Annotated in this window: 17 protein-coding genes; 9 read left to right on the plus strand and 8 right to left on the minus strand. The window is 53.0% G+C overall.

The window, feature by feature from the left end; translation table 11 throughout:
* Nucleotides 1–44: 44 nt before the first annotated feature.
* The 3 genes from caiB to caiT form a co-directional block, all read right to left on the minus strand.
* Complete coding sequence (gene caiB, locus OGX92_RS10625; RefSeq protein WP_126956952.1) at nt 45–1,262, minus strand: L-carnitine CoA-transferase; 1,218 nt, start codon at nt 1,260–1,262, stop codon at nt 45–47.
* Between the two features lie 123 nt (nt 1,263–1,385).
* The gene (gene caiA / locus OGX92_RS10630) at nt 1,386–2,528 is read right to left on the minus strand and encodes a crotonobetainyl-CoA dehydrogenase (protein ID WP_003018898.1); all 1,143 of its coding nucleotides are present in this window, start codon (nt 2,526–2,528) and stop codon (nt 1,386–1,388) included.
* Nucleotides 2,529–2,562: 34 nt separating this feature from the next.
* Nucleotides 2,563–4,080 carry an L-carnitine/gamma-butyrobetaine antiporter gene (caiT, locus tag OGX92_RS10635; protein ID WP_003829695.1) on the minus strand — a complete coding sequence of 506 codons (1,518 nt, stop codon included), beginning with the start codon at nt 4,078–4,080 and terminating at the stop codon, nt 2,563–2,565.
* A gap of 480 nt (nt 4,081–4,560) precedes the next feature.
* On the opposite strand from caiT, the gene OGX92_RS10640 reads away from it, so the two are divergent.
* The 9 genes from OGX92_RS10640 to folA all read left to right on the plus strand — a co-directional run bounded on the left by OGX92_RS10640 (nt 4,561) and on the right by folA (nt 12,997).
* Complete coding sequence (locus tag OGX92_RS10640; protein ID WP_286586529.1) at nt 4,561–5,331, plus strand: electron transfer flavoprotein FixA; 771 nt, start codon at nt 4,561–4,563, stop codon at nt 5,329–5,331.
* A gap of 15 nt (nt 5,332–5,346) precedes the next feature.
* Nucleotides 5,347–6,288 (plus strand): electron transfer flavoprotein subunit alpha/FixB family protein, encoded by a 942-nt coding sequence (locus OGX92_RS10645; protein WP_126956913.1) that lies wholly within the window; start codon nt 5,347–5,349, stop codon nt 6,286–6,288.
* A gap of 48 nt (nt 6,289–6,336) precedes the next feature.
* Entirely contained in the window at nt 6,337–7,623 is a 1,287-nt protein-coding gene (locus OGX92_RS10650) for an FAD-dependent oxidoreductase (protein ID WP_200920813.1), read from the plus strand.
* The gene (gene fixX, locus OGX92_RS10655) at nt 7,620–7,907 is read left to right on the plus strand and encodes a ferredoxin-like protein FixX (RefSeq protein WP_000203736.1); all 288 of its coding nucleotides are present in this window, start codon (nt 7,620–7,622) and stop codon (nt 7,905–7,907) included. Before OGX92_RS10650 ends, fixX begins: the two co-directional genes overlap by 4 nt.
* Before the next feature lie 146 nt (nt 7,908–8,053).
* The gene (locus tag OGX92_RS10660) at nt 8,054–9,397 is read left to right on the plus strand and encodes an MFS transporter (protein WP_003829621.1); all 1,344 of its coding nucleotides are present in this window, start codon (nt 8,054–8,056) and stop codon (nt 9,395–9,397) included.
* A 91-nt stretch (nt 9,398–9,488) separates the two neighbouring features.
* The gene (locus OGX92_RS10665) at nt 9,489–9,722 is read left to right on the plus strand and encodes a YgdI/YgdR family lipoprotein (RefSeq protein ID WP_003018880.1); all 234 of its coding nucleotides are present in this window, start codon (nt 9,489–9,491) and stop codon (nt 9,720–9,722) included.
* A 211-nt stretch (nt 9,723–9,933) separates the two neighbouring features.
* On the plus strand, nt 9,934–10,464 hold the full coding sequence (gene kefF, locus OGX92_RS10670) for a glutathione-regulated potassium-efflux system oxidoreductase KefF (RefSeq protein ID WP_286586530.1): 531 nt from the start codon (nt 9,934–9,936) through the stop codon (nt 10,462–10,464).
* Nucleotides 10,457–12,319, plus strand: a complete 1,863-nt coding sequence (gene kefC / locus OGX92_RS10675) for a glutathione-regulated potassium-efflux system protein KefC (protein WP_003829616.1) — start codon at nt 10,457–10,459, stop codon at nt 12,317–12,319. The genes kefF and kefC overlap by 8 nt, the downstream gene beginning before the upstream one ends.
* A 198-nt stretch (nt 12,320–12,517) precedes the next feature.
* Complete coding sequence (folA, locus tag OGX92_RS10680) at nt 12,518–12,997, plus strand: type 3 dihydrofolate reductase (protein ID WP_003018873.1); 480 nt, start codon at nt 12,518–12,520, stop codon at nt 12,995–12,997.
* A 96-nt stretch (nt 12,998–13,093) separates the two neighbouring features.
* On the opposite strand, the gene apaH is transcribed toward folA, so the two are convergent.
* Genes apaH through surA form a run of 5 tightly spaced genes read right to left on the minus strand, consistent with a single transcriptional unit; the run spans nt 13,094 to nt 17,425 of the window.
* A complete protein-coding gene (apaH, locus tag OGX92_RS10685) occupies nt 13,094–13,942 on the minus strand; it encodes a bis(5'-nucleosyl)-tetraphosphatase (symmetrical) ApaH (protein WP_063941094.1) in 849 nt (282 codons plus the stop codon).
* A gap of 10 nt (nt 13,943–13,952) precedes the next feature.
* Nucleotides 13,953–14,330, minus strand: a complete 378-nt coding sequence (apaG, locus tag OGX92_RS10690; protein WP_003018867.1) for a Co2+/Mg2+ efflux facilitator ApaG/CorD — start codon at nt 14,328–14,330, stop codon at nt 13,953–13,955.
* A gap of 2 nt (nt 14,331–14,332) precedes the next feature.
* Entirely contained in the window at nt 14,333–15,154 is an 822-nt protein-coding gene (gene rsmA / locus OGX92_RS10695; RefSeq protein WP_003829609.1) for a 16S rRNA (adenine(1518)-N(6)/adenine(1519)-N(6))-dimethyltransferase RsmA, read from the minus strand.
* On the minus strand, nt 15,147–16,139 hold the full coding sequence (gene pdxA / locus OGX92_RS10700) for a 4-hydroxythreonine-4-phosphate dehydrogenase PdxA (RefSeq protein ID WP_126319277.1): 993 nt from the start codon (nt 16,137–16,139) through the stop codon (nt 15,147–15,149). The genes rsmA and pdxA overlap by 8 nt, the downstream gene beginning before the upstream one ends.
* The gene (gene surA / locus OGX92_RS10705; RefSeq protein WP_003829603.1) at nt 16,139–17,425 is read right to left on the minus strand and encodes a peptidylprolyl isomerase SurA; all 1,287 of its coding nucleotides are present in this window, start codon (nt 17,423–17,425) and stop codon (nt 16,139–16,141) included. Before surA ends, pdxA begins: the two co-directional genes overlap by 1 nt.
* Between the last annotated feature and the right edge of the window lie 34 nt (nt 17,426–17,459).

Raw genomic sequence — 17,459 nt, forward strand, 5'->3', positions numbered from 1 at the left:
AATCAGGCGTGAGCGCTAACCATCGAGGGGTCAGCGCGTCGCGTTTATTCCTCAACTCTGGCCAGGCCTTTGCCGACCAGCTCATTTATGTCTGCTTCGCTATAACCAATATTTTTCAGAATGGCGGCAGTATCCATGCCATGTGACGGCATGCCGCGCCAGATTTTCCCCGGGTTGTTTTTAAATTTCGGCATGATGTTTGGCCCTTTGCAGGTGCGGCCATCCATTGTTTGCCACTGAGTAATAGATTCACGGGCAACGTACTGCGGGTTGCTTTCCAGTTCAGGAATAGTCAGCACCTTCGCGCAGGCGATGTTCAGCTCAGCAAAGCGCGCCTGGACTTCGGCGATGGTGTGCGTTGCCAGCCAGGCGTCCAGTTTCTCTTCCACGAGCGGGCCGTAAGGGCATTCCACACGATGAATAAGCTGGGTGCCCTCCGGGACTTCCGGTGTGCCAAGAATGTGGGCGAGGCCAATATCCTTGAAGCATTCGTTGATTTGCGTGATGCCGACCAGCTCCATGACGATATAGCCATCGGCGCATTTATACAGGCCGCAGCCAGCGTAATATGGGTCTTTGCCTTTGGACATGCGTGGGCAAATTTCGCCGCCGTTGAAGTAATCCATCATGAAATACTGACCCATGCGCAGCATCACTTCGTACATAGCGATATCGATGCTTTCACCTTTACCCGTTTCGCGCACTTTGTGCAGGGCTGCCAGCGCTGCTGTCGTTGCGGTCATCCCGGAGAAGTAATCGGCGGTGTACGGGAAGGCGGGCATTGGCTGATCCACGTCGCCGTTTTGGATCAGATAGCCGCTGAACGCCTGTGCGATGGTGTTATACGCCGGAAGATTGGTGTACTCCTCGGTTCCAAACTGGCCGAAGCCGGAAAGGTGGGCGATAACCAGTTTCGGGTTATGTTCCCACAGCACTTCATCGGTAATACCGCGGCGGGCAAAGGCTGGGCCTTTACTGGCTTCAATGAAAATATCGGTGGTTTCCATCAGCTTCAGAAACGCTTCCCGGCCTTCATCTTTGAAAATATTCAGCGACAGGGCGTGCAGGTTACGGCGTGAGAGCTGCGGGTAGTTAGGCTGCACGCGGATGGTATCGGCCCATGCGACGTTTTCAATCCAGATAACCTCGGCGCCCCATTCGGCGAACATCTGTCCGGCGAAAGGACCGGCAATTTCGATCCCTGAAAAGACAACGCGTACCCCGGAAAGCGGGCCGAAGGCTGGCATTGGTAAATGATTCATCATTTTTCTCCTGGCATTTATGGGTGTCCATGTAGGCCGGATAAGGCGCTCGCGCCGCCATCCGGCATTGAGTGCCTGATGGCGACGCTAAGGCGTCTTATCAGGCCTACAGGTTGCGTCGTTCTATCGGTATTGCTTGAGTACCGCACGACCCAACGTCAGGATCTGCATTTCGTCAGAACCACCAGAAACACGGTCAACGCGCAGGTCACGCCAGAAACGCGTGATGCGGTGGTTGCCCGCGATACCAACACCTCCCAGTACCTGCATGGCGGTGTCTACCACCTCGAACGCGGCATTGGCGCAGAAGTATTTACACATTGCCGCGTCACCCGAAGTAATGGTGCCGTTATCCGCTTTCCATGCGGCTTCCAGCAGCATGTTTTTCATGGAATTCAGTTTGATCGCCATGTGTGCAAACTTCTCCTGGATCAGCTGGAAACGGCCGATCGTTTCGCCAAACTGTACGCGTTGGTTGGCGTAACGCGCGGCGTCTTCAAAAGCGCACATTGCCGTACCGTAGTTGGTCAGCGCGACGAGGAAGCGTTCATGGTCAAACTCTTCTTTCACACGGTTGAAACCATTCCCTTCCCGACCGAACATGTCTTTCTCGTCCAGTTCAACGTCGTCAAAGGTGATTTCACAGCAGCTATCCATGCGCAGACCGAGTTTCTCCAGTTTGTTGACCTTGATACCCGCCTTGCTCATGTCAACGAACCACTCGGTGTAAACAGGTTTATCCGGCGATGCACCATCTCTCGCCATCACTACGATGTACGGGGTATAGGCGCTACTGGTGATAAAGCACTTACTGCCATTAAGATAAACCTTACCATTTTTGCGTGTATAAGTGGTTTTCAGACTGCCAACATCCGATCCCGCTCCCGGTTCTGTGATCGCCGAGTTCCACATCTGCTTACCGGTCCCCTGGAACGCCATGATTTTATCAATTTGCTCTTGGGTACCTTCACGCAGAAAAGTGTTAAAACCGCCTGGTAATTGGTACAACACGTAAGTCGGTGCACCAAGACGTCCGAGTTCCATCCAAACAGCGGCAACGGTGACAAAACCGGCTTCAAGTCCGCCATGTTCTTCCGGGATCAACAGGCTATCGATGCCCATATCCGCCAGCGCTTTTACAAAACGCTCAGGGTAGACGCTGTCGCGATCGCACTCGGCAAAATAAGCTTCCCAGTTCTCACTGGCCATCAGTTCACGAATACCGGCGACAAACAGTTCCTGCTCGTCATTTAAGTTGAAATCCATCTTTCAGCCTCTTGATCAATTGGGTTAATAAGAATTACTTGTCTTTCCAGTGCACTTTGGCGTCTTTAATAAAGGACAGCGTCACCATGATGTTGACGAAGAACAGCGGACATCCCCCGGCGATAATTGCGGTCTGAATGGGCTTCAGCCCACCCAGCGCCAGCAGAACGATGCCGATGACGCCGACCAGAACGGACCAACCGATACGCACCAACAGCGGCGGTTCTTCACCATCACGAACTTCGCGACAGGTGGACATCGCCAGGGTGTAGGAGCAGGCGTTAATCAGCGTGACGGTGGCAATAAAGCAGAGGATAAAGAATCCCCACATGGTGGCGGTGCTGAGCGGTAAAGCAGCCCAGGTTTCGATAATGGCGCGCGCCACGCCGTGTTGTTCAATTAGCTGCGGGATGTTGAGAATGTTTTTATCCATCAGCAGCAGCGTGTTGCTGCCAAGGACGGTCCACAGGATCCAGGTGGAAGCGGTCAGGCCCAGTACCATCCCGAAACACAGTTCACGTACGGTACGACCGCGAGAAATACGTGCCAGGAAGATACTCATCTGGATAGCGTAAATAACCCACCACGCCCAGTAGAAAACAGTCCAGCCCTGCGGGAAGCCGCCTTTGCCGATGGCATCGGTATAGAACAGCATGCGCGGCAGATGCATCAGCAGCATGCCGACCGAGTCGGTGAAGTAGTTCATGATGAAGCTGGCGCCACTGACGATAAACACCCAGCCGAGCATCAGGAAGCTTAGATAACTACGTACGTCGCTGGCGATCTTGACCCCTTTTTGCAGGCCGCAGGCCACGCAAATGGCATTCAATATGATCCAGCAGGTAATGATGATGGCGTCGAGTTGCAGCGTATGCGGAATACCGAACAGCCATTGCATACACTCGGTTACCAGCGGGGTAGCGAGACCGAGGCTGGTGCCCATCGCGAAGATCAGCGCCACCAGATAGAAGTTATCGACGATGGTGCCGAACAAGCCCTTAGCATGCTTCTCGCCAACTAACGGCACCAGTGTGGAACTGGGGCGGATAACGTCCATTTTGCGTACAAAGAAGAAGTAGGCGAACGCGACTGAAAGGAAGCTGTAGGTTGCCCACGGCAGCGGTCCCCAGTGGAACAAGCTGTACGCCAGAGCTATCTCTTTTGCGCCAACGGAGTTGGGGGCGAGAGCAAAAGGCGGGGTAGAGATATAGTAGTAGATCTCGATGGAACCCCAGAACAGCACCGCGGCGGATGTACAGGAAGCGAACATCATAAAAATCCAGCTGGCGGTACTAAACTCGGGTTTTTCGTCGCCTAATTTCTTTTTCGAATATGGGCCAAAGACCAACCAGAACCAACCGAAGAGCATGACGACCATATACCATTCGAATGCCCAACCCCAGACGTTGGTGACATAACTGAATACCGCATTAATAACGACGTTAGCGGCATCAAGATCTCTTACTGTTAGCCAACAAAGTATCCCAACAATTATTAATGGCGGAAAAAAAACCTTCGGTTCAATTCCCGACTTTCTCTTTTCATTTTTCATAAGTGAATTCCAGTGTGAAAACGAAATTTATTTAGCGTGCCCGTATGTGATTGTTTGTTTATTTGTTATTAATGATTTGTTGATAACTTTTTAACCTCTGGGGCGCCTCAGTGAGTAACTCATAATGGGTATTCACTTCCGGCTATTCTGTTATCTGTGTCACACTTTTTTATGCTGGTTATTTTGTCTGAAAATCCAAATAATTCTTTTATTAATCATAATATTAATGTTGAGTTTTTAACTTTTTTAAGTGACTGGCGTTCAATATTGTTGAACCAGCAAACAATATTGAAAATTTTCGTAATTGACATGTTTCTTTCAATATTGGTGAGGTGCATAACACTATTGAAAGTTACGAATATCAATGTGTGACATTTTCAATATTGGTGATTAATGTTTTATTTCCGAATTAAAGAGCGTGATATCTGTATTTAACACCGCCGATATAAATACGTTTCCTTCATGATTTCTGGAGATGCAATGAAGATAATTACTTGCTACAAATGCGTACCTGATGAGCAGGATATTGCGATTAATAATGCTGATGGAACACTCGATTTCAGCAAAGCGGATGGCAAAATCAGCCAATATGATCTGAATGCGATCGAAGCGGCTTGCCAGTTAAAACAGCAGGTGGGAGAGGCTCAGGTTGTGGCCATGAGCGTCGGCGGCAAAGCGCTGACCAATGCAAAAGGGCGCAAAGATGTGCTCTCCCGTGGCCCTGATGAACTGATTGTTGTCATTGACGATCAATTTGAACAGGCGCTGCCGCAACAAACCGCCACTGCGCTGGCTGCCGCCGCACAAAAATCAGGTTTTGATCTGCTTATTTGCGGCGACGGTTCTTCCGATCTTTATGCTCAGCAGGTTGGTCTGCTGGTGGGCGAAATGCTGAACGTGCCGGCGATTAACGGCGTGAGTAAAATCCTCTCTCTTACCGACAGCACGCTGACGGTAGAGCGTGAACTGGAAGATGAAGTTGAAACCCTGAGTATCCCGCTTCCTGCGGTGATCGCGGTCTCTACCGACATCAACACCCCTCAAATCCCTTCCATGAAAGCCATTCTTGGCGCGGCGAAAAAACCGGTTCAGGTCTGGTCGTCTGCGGACATTGGGATGAACGGCGCGCAAGCGTATTCCGAACATCAGGTTGCCGCACCGAAGCAGCGCGAGCGTCAGCGCGTTGTGATTGAAGGTGACGGTGAAGAACAGATTGCTGCGTTTGTCGAGAATCTTCGCAAAATCATTTAATTATCAGGGGATGTTATGAACAAATTTTCCAGTGTCTGGGTATTCAGCGATACCCCTTCTCGTCTGCCGGAACTGATGAATGGTGCGCAGGCTTTAGGTGAAAACGTTAACACGTTTGTGCTCAGTGATGAGGACAGCGCGGCGGCATGCCATTTAGGGGCGGATCATGTCTGGCTGCTCAGCGGCAAACCAGAAGACCGTATGGTTGAAGACTACGCCGATGCGATGGCCGAAACCATTCGTCAGCACAGCGAGGGCGGCGCGGTGCTGCTGCCGAATACGCGTCGGGGCAAGCTGTTAGCGGCAAAGCTGGGCTTTCGCTTGTCGGCTGCGGTTTCAAACGACGCCAGCGCAGTCGAAGTACAGGACGGAAAAGCGGCGGTCAAACATATGGTCTACGGCGGCCTGGCGATGGGAGCAGAAACAATCGCTTCACCGTTTGCTGTGATCACACTCAGCAGTGGAACGTTTGACGCGCAGCAACCGGATACCGCTCGCAGCTGCGAGGTGCACACCGTCCAGTGGCAGACTCCGGCTATCGCCGTGACCCGTACGGCCACTCAGGCGCGTCAGAGCAATAGCGTTGATCTCGACAAAGCCCGTCTGGTGGTCAGCGTGGGGCGCGGTATCGGTAGCAAAGAAAATATCTCGCTGGCCGAAGCGCTGTGCCAGGCGATTGGCGCTGAGCTGGCCTGTTCCCGTCCAGTGGCGGAAAACGAGAAGTGGATGGAGCACGAACGCTACGTCGGCATTTCCAACCTGATGCTCAAACCAGAACTGTACCTGGCCGTGGGGATCTCCGGACAGATCCAACATATGGTCGGCGCCAACGGCGCGCAGACGATTTTCGCCATCAACAAAGATAAAAATGCGCCGATCTTCCAGTACGCAGATTTTGGCATCGTTGGCGATGCGCTGAAGATCCTGCCTGCGCTGACGGCTGCTCTGGCGCGTTAAACCATTCGGGCAGGGTGCGAAAGTATCCTGCCACTGACAGGAGTACGTATGTCCGAAGATATCTTTGATGCCATCATCGTGGGTGCAGGTCTGGCCGGTTCGGTTGCGGCGCTGGTGCTGGCTCGGGAAGGTGCACAGGTGCTGGTCATCGAGCGCGGCAATTCTGCTGGCGCGAAGAATGTCACTGGTGGGCGCATGTATGCCCATAGCCTGGAACGCATCATTCCCGGCTTTGCTGAGCAGGCCCCCATTGAACGCATCATCACCCACGAAAAACTCGCCTTTATGACCGACAAAGGGGCGATGACCATCGACTATTGCAATGGTGAAGAGGCCGTATCGTCGCAGGTTTCTTATTCCGTCTTACGTAGCAAATTTGACGCCTGGCTGATGGAGCAGGCCGAGGAGGCGGGAGCCCAGCTTATCACCGGTATTCGGGTGGATAATGTTGTGCAGCGCGAAGGCAAAGTCGTGGGTGTGGAAGCCGACGGCGATATTCTGGAAGCCAAAGTGGTGATCCTCGCTGACGGGGTGAATTCTTTGTTGGCAGAAAAACTGGGCATGGCAAAGCGCGTTGAGGCATCGCATGTTGCCGTTGGCGTAAAAGAGCTGATCGAATTGCCAAAATCGGTGATTGAAGATCGTTTCCAGTTACAGGGGAACGAAGGCGCAGCCTGCCTGTTTGCCGGTTCGCCAACCGATGGGTTGATGGGCGGGGGCTTCCTCTATACTAATGAAACGACCCTTTCTCTGGGGCTGGTCTGCGGTCTTCATCATCTGAAAGATGCTAAAAAATCGGTCCCACAAATGCTGGAAGATTTCAAACAGCATCCGGCGGTTGCCCCACTGATCGCTGGTGGCAAGCTGGTGGAATATGCCGCGCACGTCGTACCGGAGGCCGGTATGAATATGCAGCCTGAACTGGTGGGTGACGGAGTGCTGATTGCCGGTGATGCTGCCGGAATGTGTATGAACCTCGGCTTTACCATCCGTGGTATGGATCTCGCCATATCTGCAGGCGAAGCGGCGGCGAAAACGGTGCTTTCCGCGATGAAGCGCGACGACTTCAGCAAGCAGTCGCTGGGCGAATACCGTCAGCATCTCGATGATGGTCCAATGCGCGATATGCGCATGTATCAGAAGCTTCCCGCTTTCCTTGATAACCCACGCATGTTTACCGCCTATCCCGAAATGGCGGTCAGTATCGCGCGCGACCTGTTCACCGTAGATGGTTCCGCTCCGGTGCCAATGCGCAAAAAAATCCTGCGTCATGCGAAGAAAGTGGGCTTCATCAACCTGATGAAAGATGGCCTGAAAGGAGTGACCGTATTATGACATCTCCCGTCAATGTGGACGTCAAACTGGGCGTCAATAAGTTCAATGTGGATGAAGACAGCCCGCACATCATTCTCAAAACCGATCCTGATAAACAGGCGCTGGAAGTACTGATTAAGGCTTGTCCAGCCGGACTGTATAAAAAGCAGGACGACGGCAGCGTTCGTTTTGATTACGCCGGATGCCTGGAGTGCGGAACGTGCCGCATTCTCGGCCTTGATACAGCGTTGGAAAAATGGGAATACCCGCGCGGGACATTTGGCGTGGAGTTTCGCTACGGCTAATAAGTACGAGGTTGTGCACCCGTAGGTCGGATAAGACGCGGTAGCGTCGCCATCCGGCAATCATGTGGCGCCAATGCCGGATGGCGGCGTAAACGCCTTTCCGGCCTACAGATGACGCTTTGCCCGTGTTGAAACAGGAAGTCGCTATGCAGCAGCCCAGGAACTTTGATGACATCAAATTTACCTCTATTCACCGCCGGATAATGCTGTGGGGAAGCGGTGGGCCATTTCTGGATGGTTATGTGCTGGTGATGATTGGCGTGGCGCTGGAACAGCTCACGCCAGCATTGAAACTGGACGCACAGTGGATTGGTCTGCTGGGGGCCGGCACGCTCGCCGGTCTGTTTGTGGGGACGTCGCTGTTTGGCTACATTTCCGATAAGGTCGGGCGGCGAAAAATGTTCATCATCGATATTATCGCCATTGGCGTGATATCGGCGGCAACCATGTTTGTTTCCTCACCCGTTGAACTGTTGGTGATGCGTGTGCTGATCGGCATTGTGATTGGTGCCGATTATCCAATTGCTACATCGATGATTACCGAGTTCTCCAATACCCGCCAGCGCGCTTTCTCCATCGGTTTTATCGCCGCGATGTGGTATGTCGGCGCCACCTGTGCCGATCTGGTCGGTTACTGGCTGTATGATGTTGAGGGCGGATGGCGCTGGATGCTGGGCAGCGCGGTGATCCCCTGTATTTTGATCCTGATTGGGCGCTTCGATCTTCCTGAATCGCCGCGCTGGCTGCTGCGTAAAGGTCGGGTGAAAGAGTGTGAAGCGATGATGATCAAACTGTTCGGCGAACCGGTGGTGTTCGACGAAGAGGCGCCGCAGGAGACGCGCTTCCTGCAGCTGTTTAACCGCCGTCATTTCCCGTTTGTCCTGTTTGTTGCCGCTATCTGGACCTGTCAGGTGATCCCGATGTTCGCCATTTATACCTTTGGTCCGCAGATTGTTGGACTGTTGGGGCTTGGTGCCGGGAAAAGCGCGGCGTTGGGCAATGTGGTGATAAGCCTGTGCTTTATGCTGGGGTGCATTCCGCCCATGTTCTGGCTCAATAGCGCGGGCCGTCGGCCATTGTTAATTGGCAGCTTTATTATGATGACGCTGGCGCTGGCCGTGCTGGGGTTAATTCCTGATATGGGAGCGTGGCTGGTGGTGCTGGCGTTTGCCGTGTACGCCTTTTTCTCGGGGGGACCGGGAAATCTTCAGTGGCTGTACCCAAATGAACTGTTCCCTACCGACATTCGCGCATCTGCCGTCGGGGTGATTATGTCCTTAAGCCGCATTGGCACCATTGTTTCAACCTGGGCGCTGCCGGTGTTCATTACCAAATACGGGATCAGCAATGTCATGCTGATGGGCGCAGGAATTTCGCTGATTGGCCTGCTGGTGTCCATCGCTTTCGCCCCGGAAACGCGAGGTCTGACGCTGGCGCAAACCAGTCAAATGACGATTCGCAGTAAGCCCGTGACCAGGGCGAGTTATTAGGAGTGTTCTGTATTTTCCCTGCAACTCAGTCAGTTAGCCTACAGTTAACTGGGTATATCACTGAAAACAACTGAAAAGCAGGGAGAACACCATGCAAAAACATATCCTGATCACCTCAATTTTTACCGCAGCAGCACTATTTACCGTAGCCGGTTGTTCCTCAAACCAGGCGGTTAAAACCACCGATGGCAAAACAATCGTCACTGACGGCAAACCGCAAGTCGATGATGATACTGGCCTGGTGTCGTATAAAAATGCGCAAACGGGTAAGACGGAACAGATTAACCGCGATCAGGTTAAGGATATGAGTGAGCTGGACAACTAATATACACTTCATCCTTCAAGTTGCCTCAGTGTTGGCTGCGCTCATTCACCCCAGTCACTTACTTTAGTAAGCTTCTGGGGATTCATTCCCTTGCCGCCTTGATGCAACATGAATGATTTTGTGTATAGGCCTCAATAATATTGGCTGTTAGCCTGTGGATTAACTGACTAAACTCACTGTTATTACAATAATGCAGTGAAACAGGCTAATCATGATCCTCATCATTTATGCGCATCCCTATCCGCAGCACTCGCATGCGAATAAGCGGATGCTTGAACAGGCAAGGACGCTGGAGGGCGTGGAGATCCGCTCGCTCTACCAGCTCTACCCCGACTTCAATATCGATATTGCCGCTGAACAGGATGCGCTGGCACGCGCTGATTTGATCATCTGGCAGCATCCGATGCAGTGGTACAGCACACCTCCATTACTCAAGCTGTGGATGGATAAAGTCCTTTCGCACGGCTGGGCGTATGGCCATGGCGGTACTGCGCTGCACGGTAAACATCTGCTGTGGGCAGTGACGACCGGCGGCGGTGAAAACCACTTCGATATTGGCTCCCATCCCGGATTTGATGTGCTTTCTCAACCCTTACAGGCGACGGCACTTTATTGTGGCCTCAAATGGCTACCGCCGTTGGCGATGCACTGTACGTTTATCTGTGATGATGAAACCCTGCAAGCGCAGGCGCGTCACTACAAACAGCGTCTGATGGAATGGCAGGAGGCACACCATGGATAGCCATACGCTGATACAGGCGCTGATTTACCTCGGATCGGCGGCACTGATTGTCCCCATCGCCGTACGGTTGGGGCTCGGGTCGGTACTGGGGTATCTCATTGCCGGGTGCATTATCGGTCCATGGGGCCTGAGGCTGGTGACGGATGCCGAATCCATCCTGCATTTTGCGGAGATCGGTGTGGTGCTGATGCTGTTTGTTATCGGCCTTGAACTGGATCCGCAACGTTTGTGGAAACTGCGAGCCTCGGTGTTCGGCGGCGGCGCATTGCAAATGGTGGTTTGCGGAGGCCTGATTGGTGTGTTCTGTATGTTCCTCGGTCTGCGCTGGCAGGTAGCGGAGCTGATCGGCATGACACTGGCGCTTTCCTCTACGGCTATCGCTATGCAGGCAATGAATGAACGCAACCTGATGGTTTCGCAAATGGGTCGCAGCGCCTTTGCCGTGCTGCTGTTCCAGGATATCGCTGCTATTCCACTGGTGGCGATGATCCCATTACTGGCAGCGAGTGGCGCATCAACAACGCTTGGGGCGTTTGCATTGTCTGCCCTTAAGGTAGCGGGCGCACTGGTGCTGGTGGTGCTGTTAGGTCGTTATGTCACACGTCCTGCCTTGCGTTTTGTCGCCCGTTCGGGCCTGCGGGAAGTGTTCAGTGCCGTTGCGCTGTTCCTCGTGTTTGGCTTCGGTCTGCTGTTGGAAGAGGTTGGATTGTCGATGGCGATGGGGGCATTCCTGGCTGGGGTGCTGCTGGCAAGCTCTGAGTATCGCCACGCGTTGGAAAGCGACATTGAACCATTTAAAGGACTGCTGCTGGGGCTGTTTTTCATCGGTGTAGGGATGTCTATCGACTTTGGTACGCTGATTGATAATCCCTTGCGCATTATCATTCTACTGGTCGGTTTCCTGGTTATCAAAACCGTCATGCTGTGGTTGATAGCGAAACCGTTGCAGGTGCCGAACAAGCAGCGTCGCTGGTTTGCCGTATTATTAGGGCAGGGCAGTGAGTTTGCCTTTGTGGTGTTTGGCGCGGCGCAAATGGCAAATGTGCTCGATCCTGACTGGGCGAAATCGCTGACGCTGGCGGTGGCGTTGTCGATGGCGGCTACGCCGATTTTGCTGGTGATTTTGACGCGTCTGGAAAAATCGGCGACTGAGGAAGAGCGGGAAGCCGATGAAATCGATGAGGAACAACCTAGGGTGATTATCGCCGGGTTTGGGCGATTTGGCCAGATAACCGGTCGTTTGCTGTTGTCGAGCGGGGTCAAAATGGTGGTTCTTGATCATGACCCGGACCATATCGAAACGCTGCGTAAATTCGGGATGAAGGTTTTCTATGGCGACGCGACCCGGATGGATCTGCTGGAGTCTGCCGGGGCGGCGAAAGCTGAAGTCATTATTAATGCCATTGACGATCCGCAAACCAGTCTGCAATTAACCGAAATGGTTAAAGAGCATTTCCCGCATCTGCAAATTATTGCTCGTGCGCGCGACGTGGATCATTACATCCGCCTGCGCCAGGCGGGCGTGGATATGCCGGAACGTGAAACCTTTGAAGGTGCATTGAAGACCGGACGTCTGGCGCTGGAAGGTCTCGGGCTTGGGCGCTATGAGGCACGTGAGCGGGCTGACGTATTCCGCCGATTCAATACCATGATGGTAGAGGAGATGGTGAAAGGGGAAAATGACGCGACTTCCCGCGCGGCCGTTTATAAACGCACCAGCGCAATGCTGAGTGAAATTATTGCGGAAGATCGTCAGCACTTATCGTTAATTCAACGCCATGGCTGGCAAGGCACGGATGAAGGTAAGCATACGGGCGACGTCGCCGATGAGCCGGAAGTGAAACCGTCAGCATAGGGTAAAAAATGTGATGTTCTGCAAACTTTACTGCTAATTGACTGTTTTTGAACTACTGTAATGCTGGCGTACCACCTTAAATAGGTCGGTTCGCCAGCAGAACGGAAAATTTTCCTGTTCATCCTCTTTCCGCCAGTCGACGAAAGATTGCGCTTTCCGTATAGTGGCGACAATTTTTTTGTATCCGGGAAATATTCAATGATCAGTCTGATTGCGGCGTTAGCGGTAGATCGCGTCATCGGTATGGAGAACGCCATGCCGTGGAACCTCCCTGCCGATCTCGCCTGGTTTAAACGTAATACCTTAAACAAGCCGGTTGTCATGGGACGCCACACCTGGGAATCCATCGGGCGACCGTTGCCTGGGCGTAAAAATATCGTCATCAGCAGTAAGCCAGGCACCGACGATCGCGTGCAGTGGGTGAAGTCTGTGGATGAAGCAATTGCGGCCTGCGGCGATGAACCTGAAATTATGGTAATTGGCGGTGGGCGTGTGTATGAGCAGTTCCTGCCAAAAGCGCAGAAACTGTATCTGACGCACATTGATGCGGAAGTGGAAGGGGATACGCATTTCCCGGACTACGAACCGGATGACTGGGAGTCGGTGTTCAGTGAATTCCACGATGCCGACGCGCAAAACTCTCACAGCTACTGCTTCGAGATTCTGGAACGTCGTTAATACTGTAAGTGCCGGATGGCGGCGAAACGCCTTATCCGGCCTACTTTTGTGCCAGATGTAGGCCTGATAAGCGTAGCGCCATCAGGCATAAACCTATCAGGCGTTGACCGCTTCGCCAGGATCCAGATTCAGATGGCGATTTGACGGCTGCACGAAGTACTGTTTGTCATCCCAGCGCAGACAGGTGAGATCGCCTCCCCAGCAACACCCCGTATCCAGCGCGTAAATGCCTTCTGGCGTGCCTTTACCCTCCAGCGATGCCCAGTGCCCGAATGCAATGCTGTACGCTTCACTGACAGGTCCAGGAATGGCAAACCACGGCTTCAGCGGGGCAGGTGCGTCTTCTGGTGACTCTTTGCTGTACATATCCAACTGACCGTTAGGGAAGCAGTAACGCATGCGGGTAAAGGCGTTGGTAATAAAACGCAGGCGCGCCAGCCCGGTCAGTTCCGGGGTCCAGTTATTGGGCATGTCGCCGTACATCGCATCAAGGAAGAAGGGATACGAGTCGCTCGACAGCACGGCTTCAACATCGCGAGCACAGTCTTTTGCCGTCTGCAGGTCCCACTGTGGGGTGATACCGGCATGCGCCATTACCAGCTTCTTCTCTTCGTCTACCTGCAACAGCGGTTGACGGCGGAGCCAGTTAAGTAATTCGTCGGCATCCGGTGCTTCGAGCAGCGATGTGACCCTGTCTTTAGGTTTATTACGACTGATACCGGCGAATACGGCCAGCAGGTGTAAATCGTGATTACCCAATACTAACCGCACGCTGTCGCCCAGTGATTTCACGTAGCGCAAAACGTCCAGCGAGCCCGGTCCACGAGCGACCAGATCGCCGGTGAGCCATAGGGTGTCTTTTTCGGAATTAAAGTCTACCTGATGCAGCAAGGCTACCAGTTCATCGTAACAACCGTGAACGTCGCCAATAAGGTATGTCGCCATAGTTATTGTTTTAATGAATGAGTGTTGGAACGGCGAGTCGGAATACGGGAATATCGATGGTAAAGGCGATGCCTTGTTCATCGATCATTTCGTAATGACCCTGCATGGTGCCCAGCGGTGTTTCAATCACCGCACCGCTGGTGTACTGGTACTCTTCGCCGGGTTCGATGTGGGGCTGGACGCCAACCACGCCTTCACCCTGAACTTCGGTTTCGCGGCCATGACCATTAGTGATCAACCAATAACGCCCCAACAGCTGCACAGGCGCTCGCCCCAAATTGCGGATAGTTACGGTGTAAGCAAAAACGTAACGTTCATCATCAGGTGAGGATTGCGCCTCAATGTAGACGCTTTGTACCTGAATGCACACTCGGGGCGAATTGATCATGTTTAACTCTCCTTCGATGGCGCGTTTTCTGACAGATAGTTAGCCATCCGGCAGTATTGCGCGACAGAGATATTTTCCGCTCGCATCGCCGGATCAATGCCCAGCTCTGTCAGTACTTCAACGCTAAACAGGTTGCCGAGACTGTTACGTACCGTTTTACGGCGCTGATTAAACGCTTCGGTGGTAATACGGCTCAGCACACGAACATCTTTAACCGGGTACGGCATCGTCGTATGAGGAACCAGACGCACAACGGCTGAATCAACTTTAGGCGCTGGCGTAAATGCGGAAGGCGGTACTTCAAGTACCGGGATCACATTGCAGTAATACTGCGCCATGACGCTTAATCGACCATACGCTTTACTGTTTGGCCCTGCAACCAGACGATTGACCACCTCTTTTTGCAACATGAAATGCATGTCGGCAATGGCATCAGTATAGGAAAAAAGATGGAACATGAGCGGCGTGGAGATGTTGTACGGCAGGTTGCCGAATACGCGCAGCGGCTGTCCCATCGTTTGTGCCAGTTCGCCGAAGTTCATGGTCATGGCATCTTGCTGATAAATCGTCAGCTTAGGCCCTAAAAACGGGTGTGTCTGTAGGCGTGCTGCCAGATCGCGGTCGAGTTCAATGACCGTGAGCTTGTCCAGACGTTCGCCTACTGGTTCGGTCAATGCCGCCAGGCCCGGGCCGATTTCGACCATAGCCTGACCTTTCTGCGGGTTGATAGCAGAGACAATACTTTCGATCACAAACTGATCGTTGAGGAAGTTCTGCCCGAAACGTTTACGGGCTAAATGGCCCTGATGGACTCGATTATTCATTGGTATTAACAATCATTTTGATGGCGAGATTAAGCGCCGTAATAAAACTGCCGACATCTGCTTGTCCACGGCCCGCGAGTTCAAGTGCGGTGCCGTGATCGACGGATGTGCGAATAAAGGGCAGGCCCAGCGTGATATTCACACCGCGACCAAATCCCTGGTATTTTAGCACGGGGAGACCCTGATCGTGGTACATTGCCAGCACGGCATCCGCGTGGTCGAGATATTTGGGCTGAAACAGCGTATCTGCGGGCAGCGGACCGTTTAATTTCATTCCCTGCGCACGCAGTTCATCGAGTACCGGAATGATGGTATCTATCTCTTCCGTTCCCATATGACCGCCTTCACCAGCATGCGGGTTAAGACCACACACCAGAATATGCGGATCGGCAATGCCGAACTTGGTGCGTAAATCATGATGCAAAATGCCGATCACTTCCTGAAGCAGGGCGGGCGTAATGGCGTCGGCAACGGCTCTGAGCGGCAAATGCGTGGTTGCCAGGGCAACGCGCAGCTCTTCGGTCGCCAGCATCATAACAACTTTCTTTGCCTGTGAGCGCTCTTCAAAAAACTCGGTATGTCCGGTAAACGGGACGCCAGCGTCATTGATAACGCCCTTGTGAACCGGGCCGGTGATCAGCGCCGCAAACTCACCTTGCAGACAACCATCGCAGGCGCGAGCCAGCGTATCCACCACATATTGCCCGTTTTCTACCGCCAACTGACCCGCGACAACAGGTGCCCGCAGCGCAATCGGTAACAGCGTCAATGTGCCTGCTGATTGCGGTTTGGCTGGGGTATCTGGAGAGTATGGGAGGAGTGAAAGCGGTAAACCGAGCATCGCTGCCCGGTCATTGAGGAGTGCTGCATCCGCACAGACAACAAGTTCTACAGGCCACTCGCGCTGGGCGAGTTGAACCACCAGGTCCGGGCCAATCCCGGCGGGTTCGCCGGGAGTGATAACAACGCGTTGAGCACGAGTCATTAGTTGCTCAGAACTTTAACGTAAGCGCTGGCGCGCTGTTCCTGCATCCAGGTTGCTGCTTCTTCCGAGAATTTACGGTTCATCAGCATACGGTAAGCTCTGTCTTTCTGCGCTGCGTCAGTTTTATCAACGTTACGCGTATCCAGCAGTTCGATCAGATGCCAACCGAAAGAGGAGTGCACCGGGGCGCTCATCTGCCCTTTGTTAAGTTTGGTCAGCGCATCGCGGAAAGCAGGGTCGAAAATATCCGCTGCAGCCCAGCCCAGATCGCCGCCCTGGTTGGCAGAGCCTGGATCCTGAGAAAACTCTTTAGCGGCTGCCGCGAAGGTAGTTTTACCGCTCTTAATATCTGCCGCGATTTGTTCCAGCTTCAGACGCGCCTGCTGATCGGTCATGATCGGCGACGGCTTAAGCAGAATGTGGCGAGCATGAACTTCAGTCACGGAGATGCTCTGGCTTTGGCCACGCATATCGTTGACTTTCAGGATGTGGAAGCCGACACCGGAACGAATTGGGCCAATGATATCGCCTTTTTTCGCAGTGCTTAACGCCTGGGCAAAGATACCCGGCAGCTCCTGAATACGTCCCCAACCCATCTGACCGCCTTTCAGCGCCTGCTGGTCAGCGGAATAAGTAATAGCCAGTTTTCCGAAATCACTACCGTTACGCGCTTCATCAACAACAGAGCGCGCCTGGCTTTCAGCTGCGTTAACCTGGTCGGACGTTGGGTTTTCTGGTAATGGGATCAGAATGTGGCTCAGGTTCAGTTCGGTGCTGGCATCGTTTTGGTTGCCTACCTGCTGTGCCAGGGCATCCACTTCCTGAGGCAGGATAGTGACGCGACGGCGAACTTCGTTGTTACGCACTTCAGAGATGGTCATCTCTTTGCGGATCTGGCTACGATAGGTTGAATAGCTTAAGCCATCCTGTGCCAGACGGCTGCGCATCTGATCCAGCGTCATGTTGTTCTGCTTGGCGATGTTGGCAATAGCCTGATCCAACTGCTCGTCAGAGATTTTCACCCCCATCTTCTGACCCATTTGCAGGAGGATTTGATCCATGATCAAACGTTCCAGGATCTGATGACGCAGCGTGGCGTCATCCGGTAATTGCTGACCTGCCTGACCTGCATTCAGTTTTACTGACTGCATTAAGCCATCGACGTCGCTTTCCAGAACGACGCCGTTATTGACGACGGCTGCGACTTTATCGACTACCTGTGGGGCAGCGAAACTGGTATTCGCGATCATGGCGATACCGAGAAGCAGCGTTTTCCAGTTCTTCATACTTTTTCCATTTCAATTAACCGCAATGCGGATT

This window comes from Citrobacter sp. Cpo089 (assembly GCF_030332695.1).
Taxonomy (GTDB): domain Bacteria; phylum Pseudomonadota; class Gammaproteobacteria; order Enterobacterales; family Enterobacteriaceae; genus Citrobacter; species Citrobacter portucalensis.

Excerpts from the sequence above, each read along its gene's own strand:
- OGX92_RS10650 (WP_200920813.1), top strand. The coding sequence starts at position 6,337 with ATGTCCGAAGATATCTTTGATGCCATCATCGTGGGTGCAGGTCTGGCC.
- rsmA (WP_003829609.1), bottom strand. The coding sequence starts at position 15,154 with ATGAATAATCGAGTCCATCAGGGCCATTTAGCCCGTAAACGTTTCGGG.
- kefC (WP_003829616.1), top strand. The coding sequence starts at position 10,457 with ATGGATAGCCATACGCTGATACAGGCGCTGATTTACCTCGGATCGGCG.
- folA (WP_003018873.1), top strand. The coding sequence starts at position 12,518 with ATGATCAGTCTGATTGCGGCGTTAGCGGTAGATCGCGTCATCGGTATG.
- surA (WP_003829603.1), bottom strand. The coding sequence starts at position 17,425 with ATGAAGAACTGGAAAACGCTGCTTCTCGGTATCGCCATGATCGCGAAT.
- caiT (WP_003829695.1), bottom strand. The coding sequence starts at position 4,080 with ATGAAAAATGAAAAGAGAAAGTCGGGAATTGAACCGAAGGTTTTTTTT.
- pdxA (WP_126319277.1), bottom strand. The coding sequence starts at position 16,139 with ATGACTCGTGCTCAACGCGTTGTTATCACTCCCGGCGAACCCGCCGGG.
- fixX (WP_000203736.1), top strand. The coding sequence starts at position 7,620 with ATGACATCTCCCGTCAATGTGGACGTCAAACTGGGCGTCAATAAGTTC.
- OGX92_RS10665 (WP_003018880.1), top strand. The coding sequence starts at position 9,489 with ATGCAAAAACATATCCTGATCACCTCAATTTTTACCGCAGCAGCACTA.
- OGX92_RS10640 (WP_286586529.1), top strand. The coding sequence starts at position 4,561 with ATGAAGATAATTACTTGCTACAAATGCGTACCTGATGAGCAGGATATT.
- apaH (WP_063941094.1), bottom strand. The coding sequence starts at position 13,942 with ATGGCGACATACCTTATTGGCGACGTTCACGGTTGTTACGATGAACTG.
- kefF (WP_286586530.1), top strand. The coding sequence starts at position 9,934 with ATGATCCTCATCATTTATGCGCATCCCTATCCGCAGCACTCGCATGCG.
- caiB (WP_126956952.1), bottom strand. The coding sequence starts at position 1,262 with ATGAATCATTTACCAATGCCAGCCTTCGGCCCGCTTTCCGGGGTACGC.
- caiA (WP_003018898.1), bottom strand. The coding sequence starts at position 2,528 with ATGGATTTCAACTTAAATGACGAGCAGGAACTGTTTGTCGCCGGTATT.
- OGX92_RS10645 (WP_126956913.1), top strand. The coding sequence starts at position 5,347 with ATGAACAAATTTTCCAGTGTCTGGGTATTCAGCGATACCCCTTCTCGT.
- OGX92_RS10660 (WP_003829621.1), top strand. The coding sequence starts at position 8,054 with ATGCAGCAGCCCAGGAACTTTGATGACATCAAATTTACCTCTATTCAC.
- apaG (WP_003018867.1), bottom strand. The coding sequence starts at position 14,330 with ATGATCAATTCGCCCCGAGTGTGCATTCAGGTACAAAGCGTCTACATT.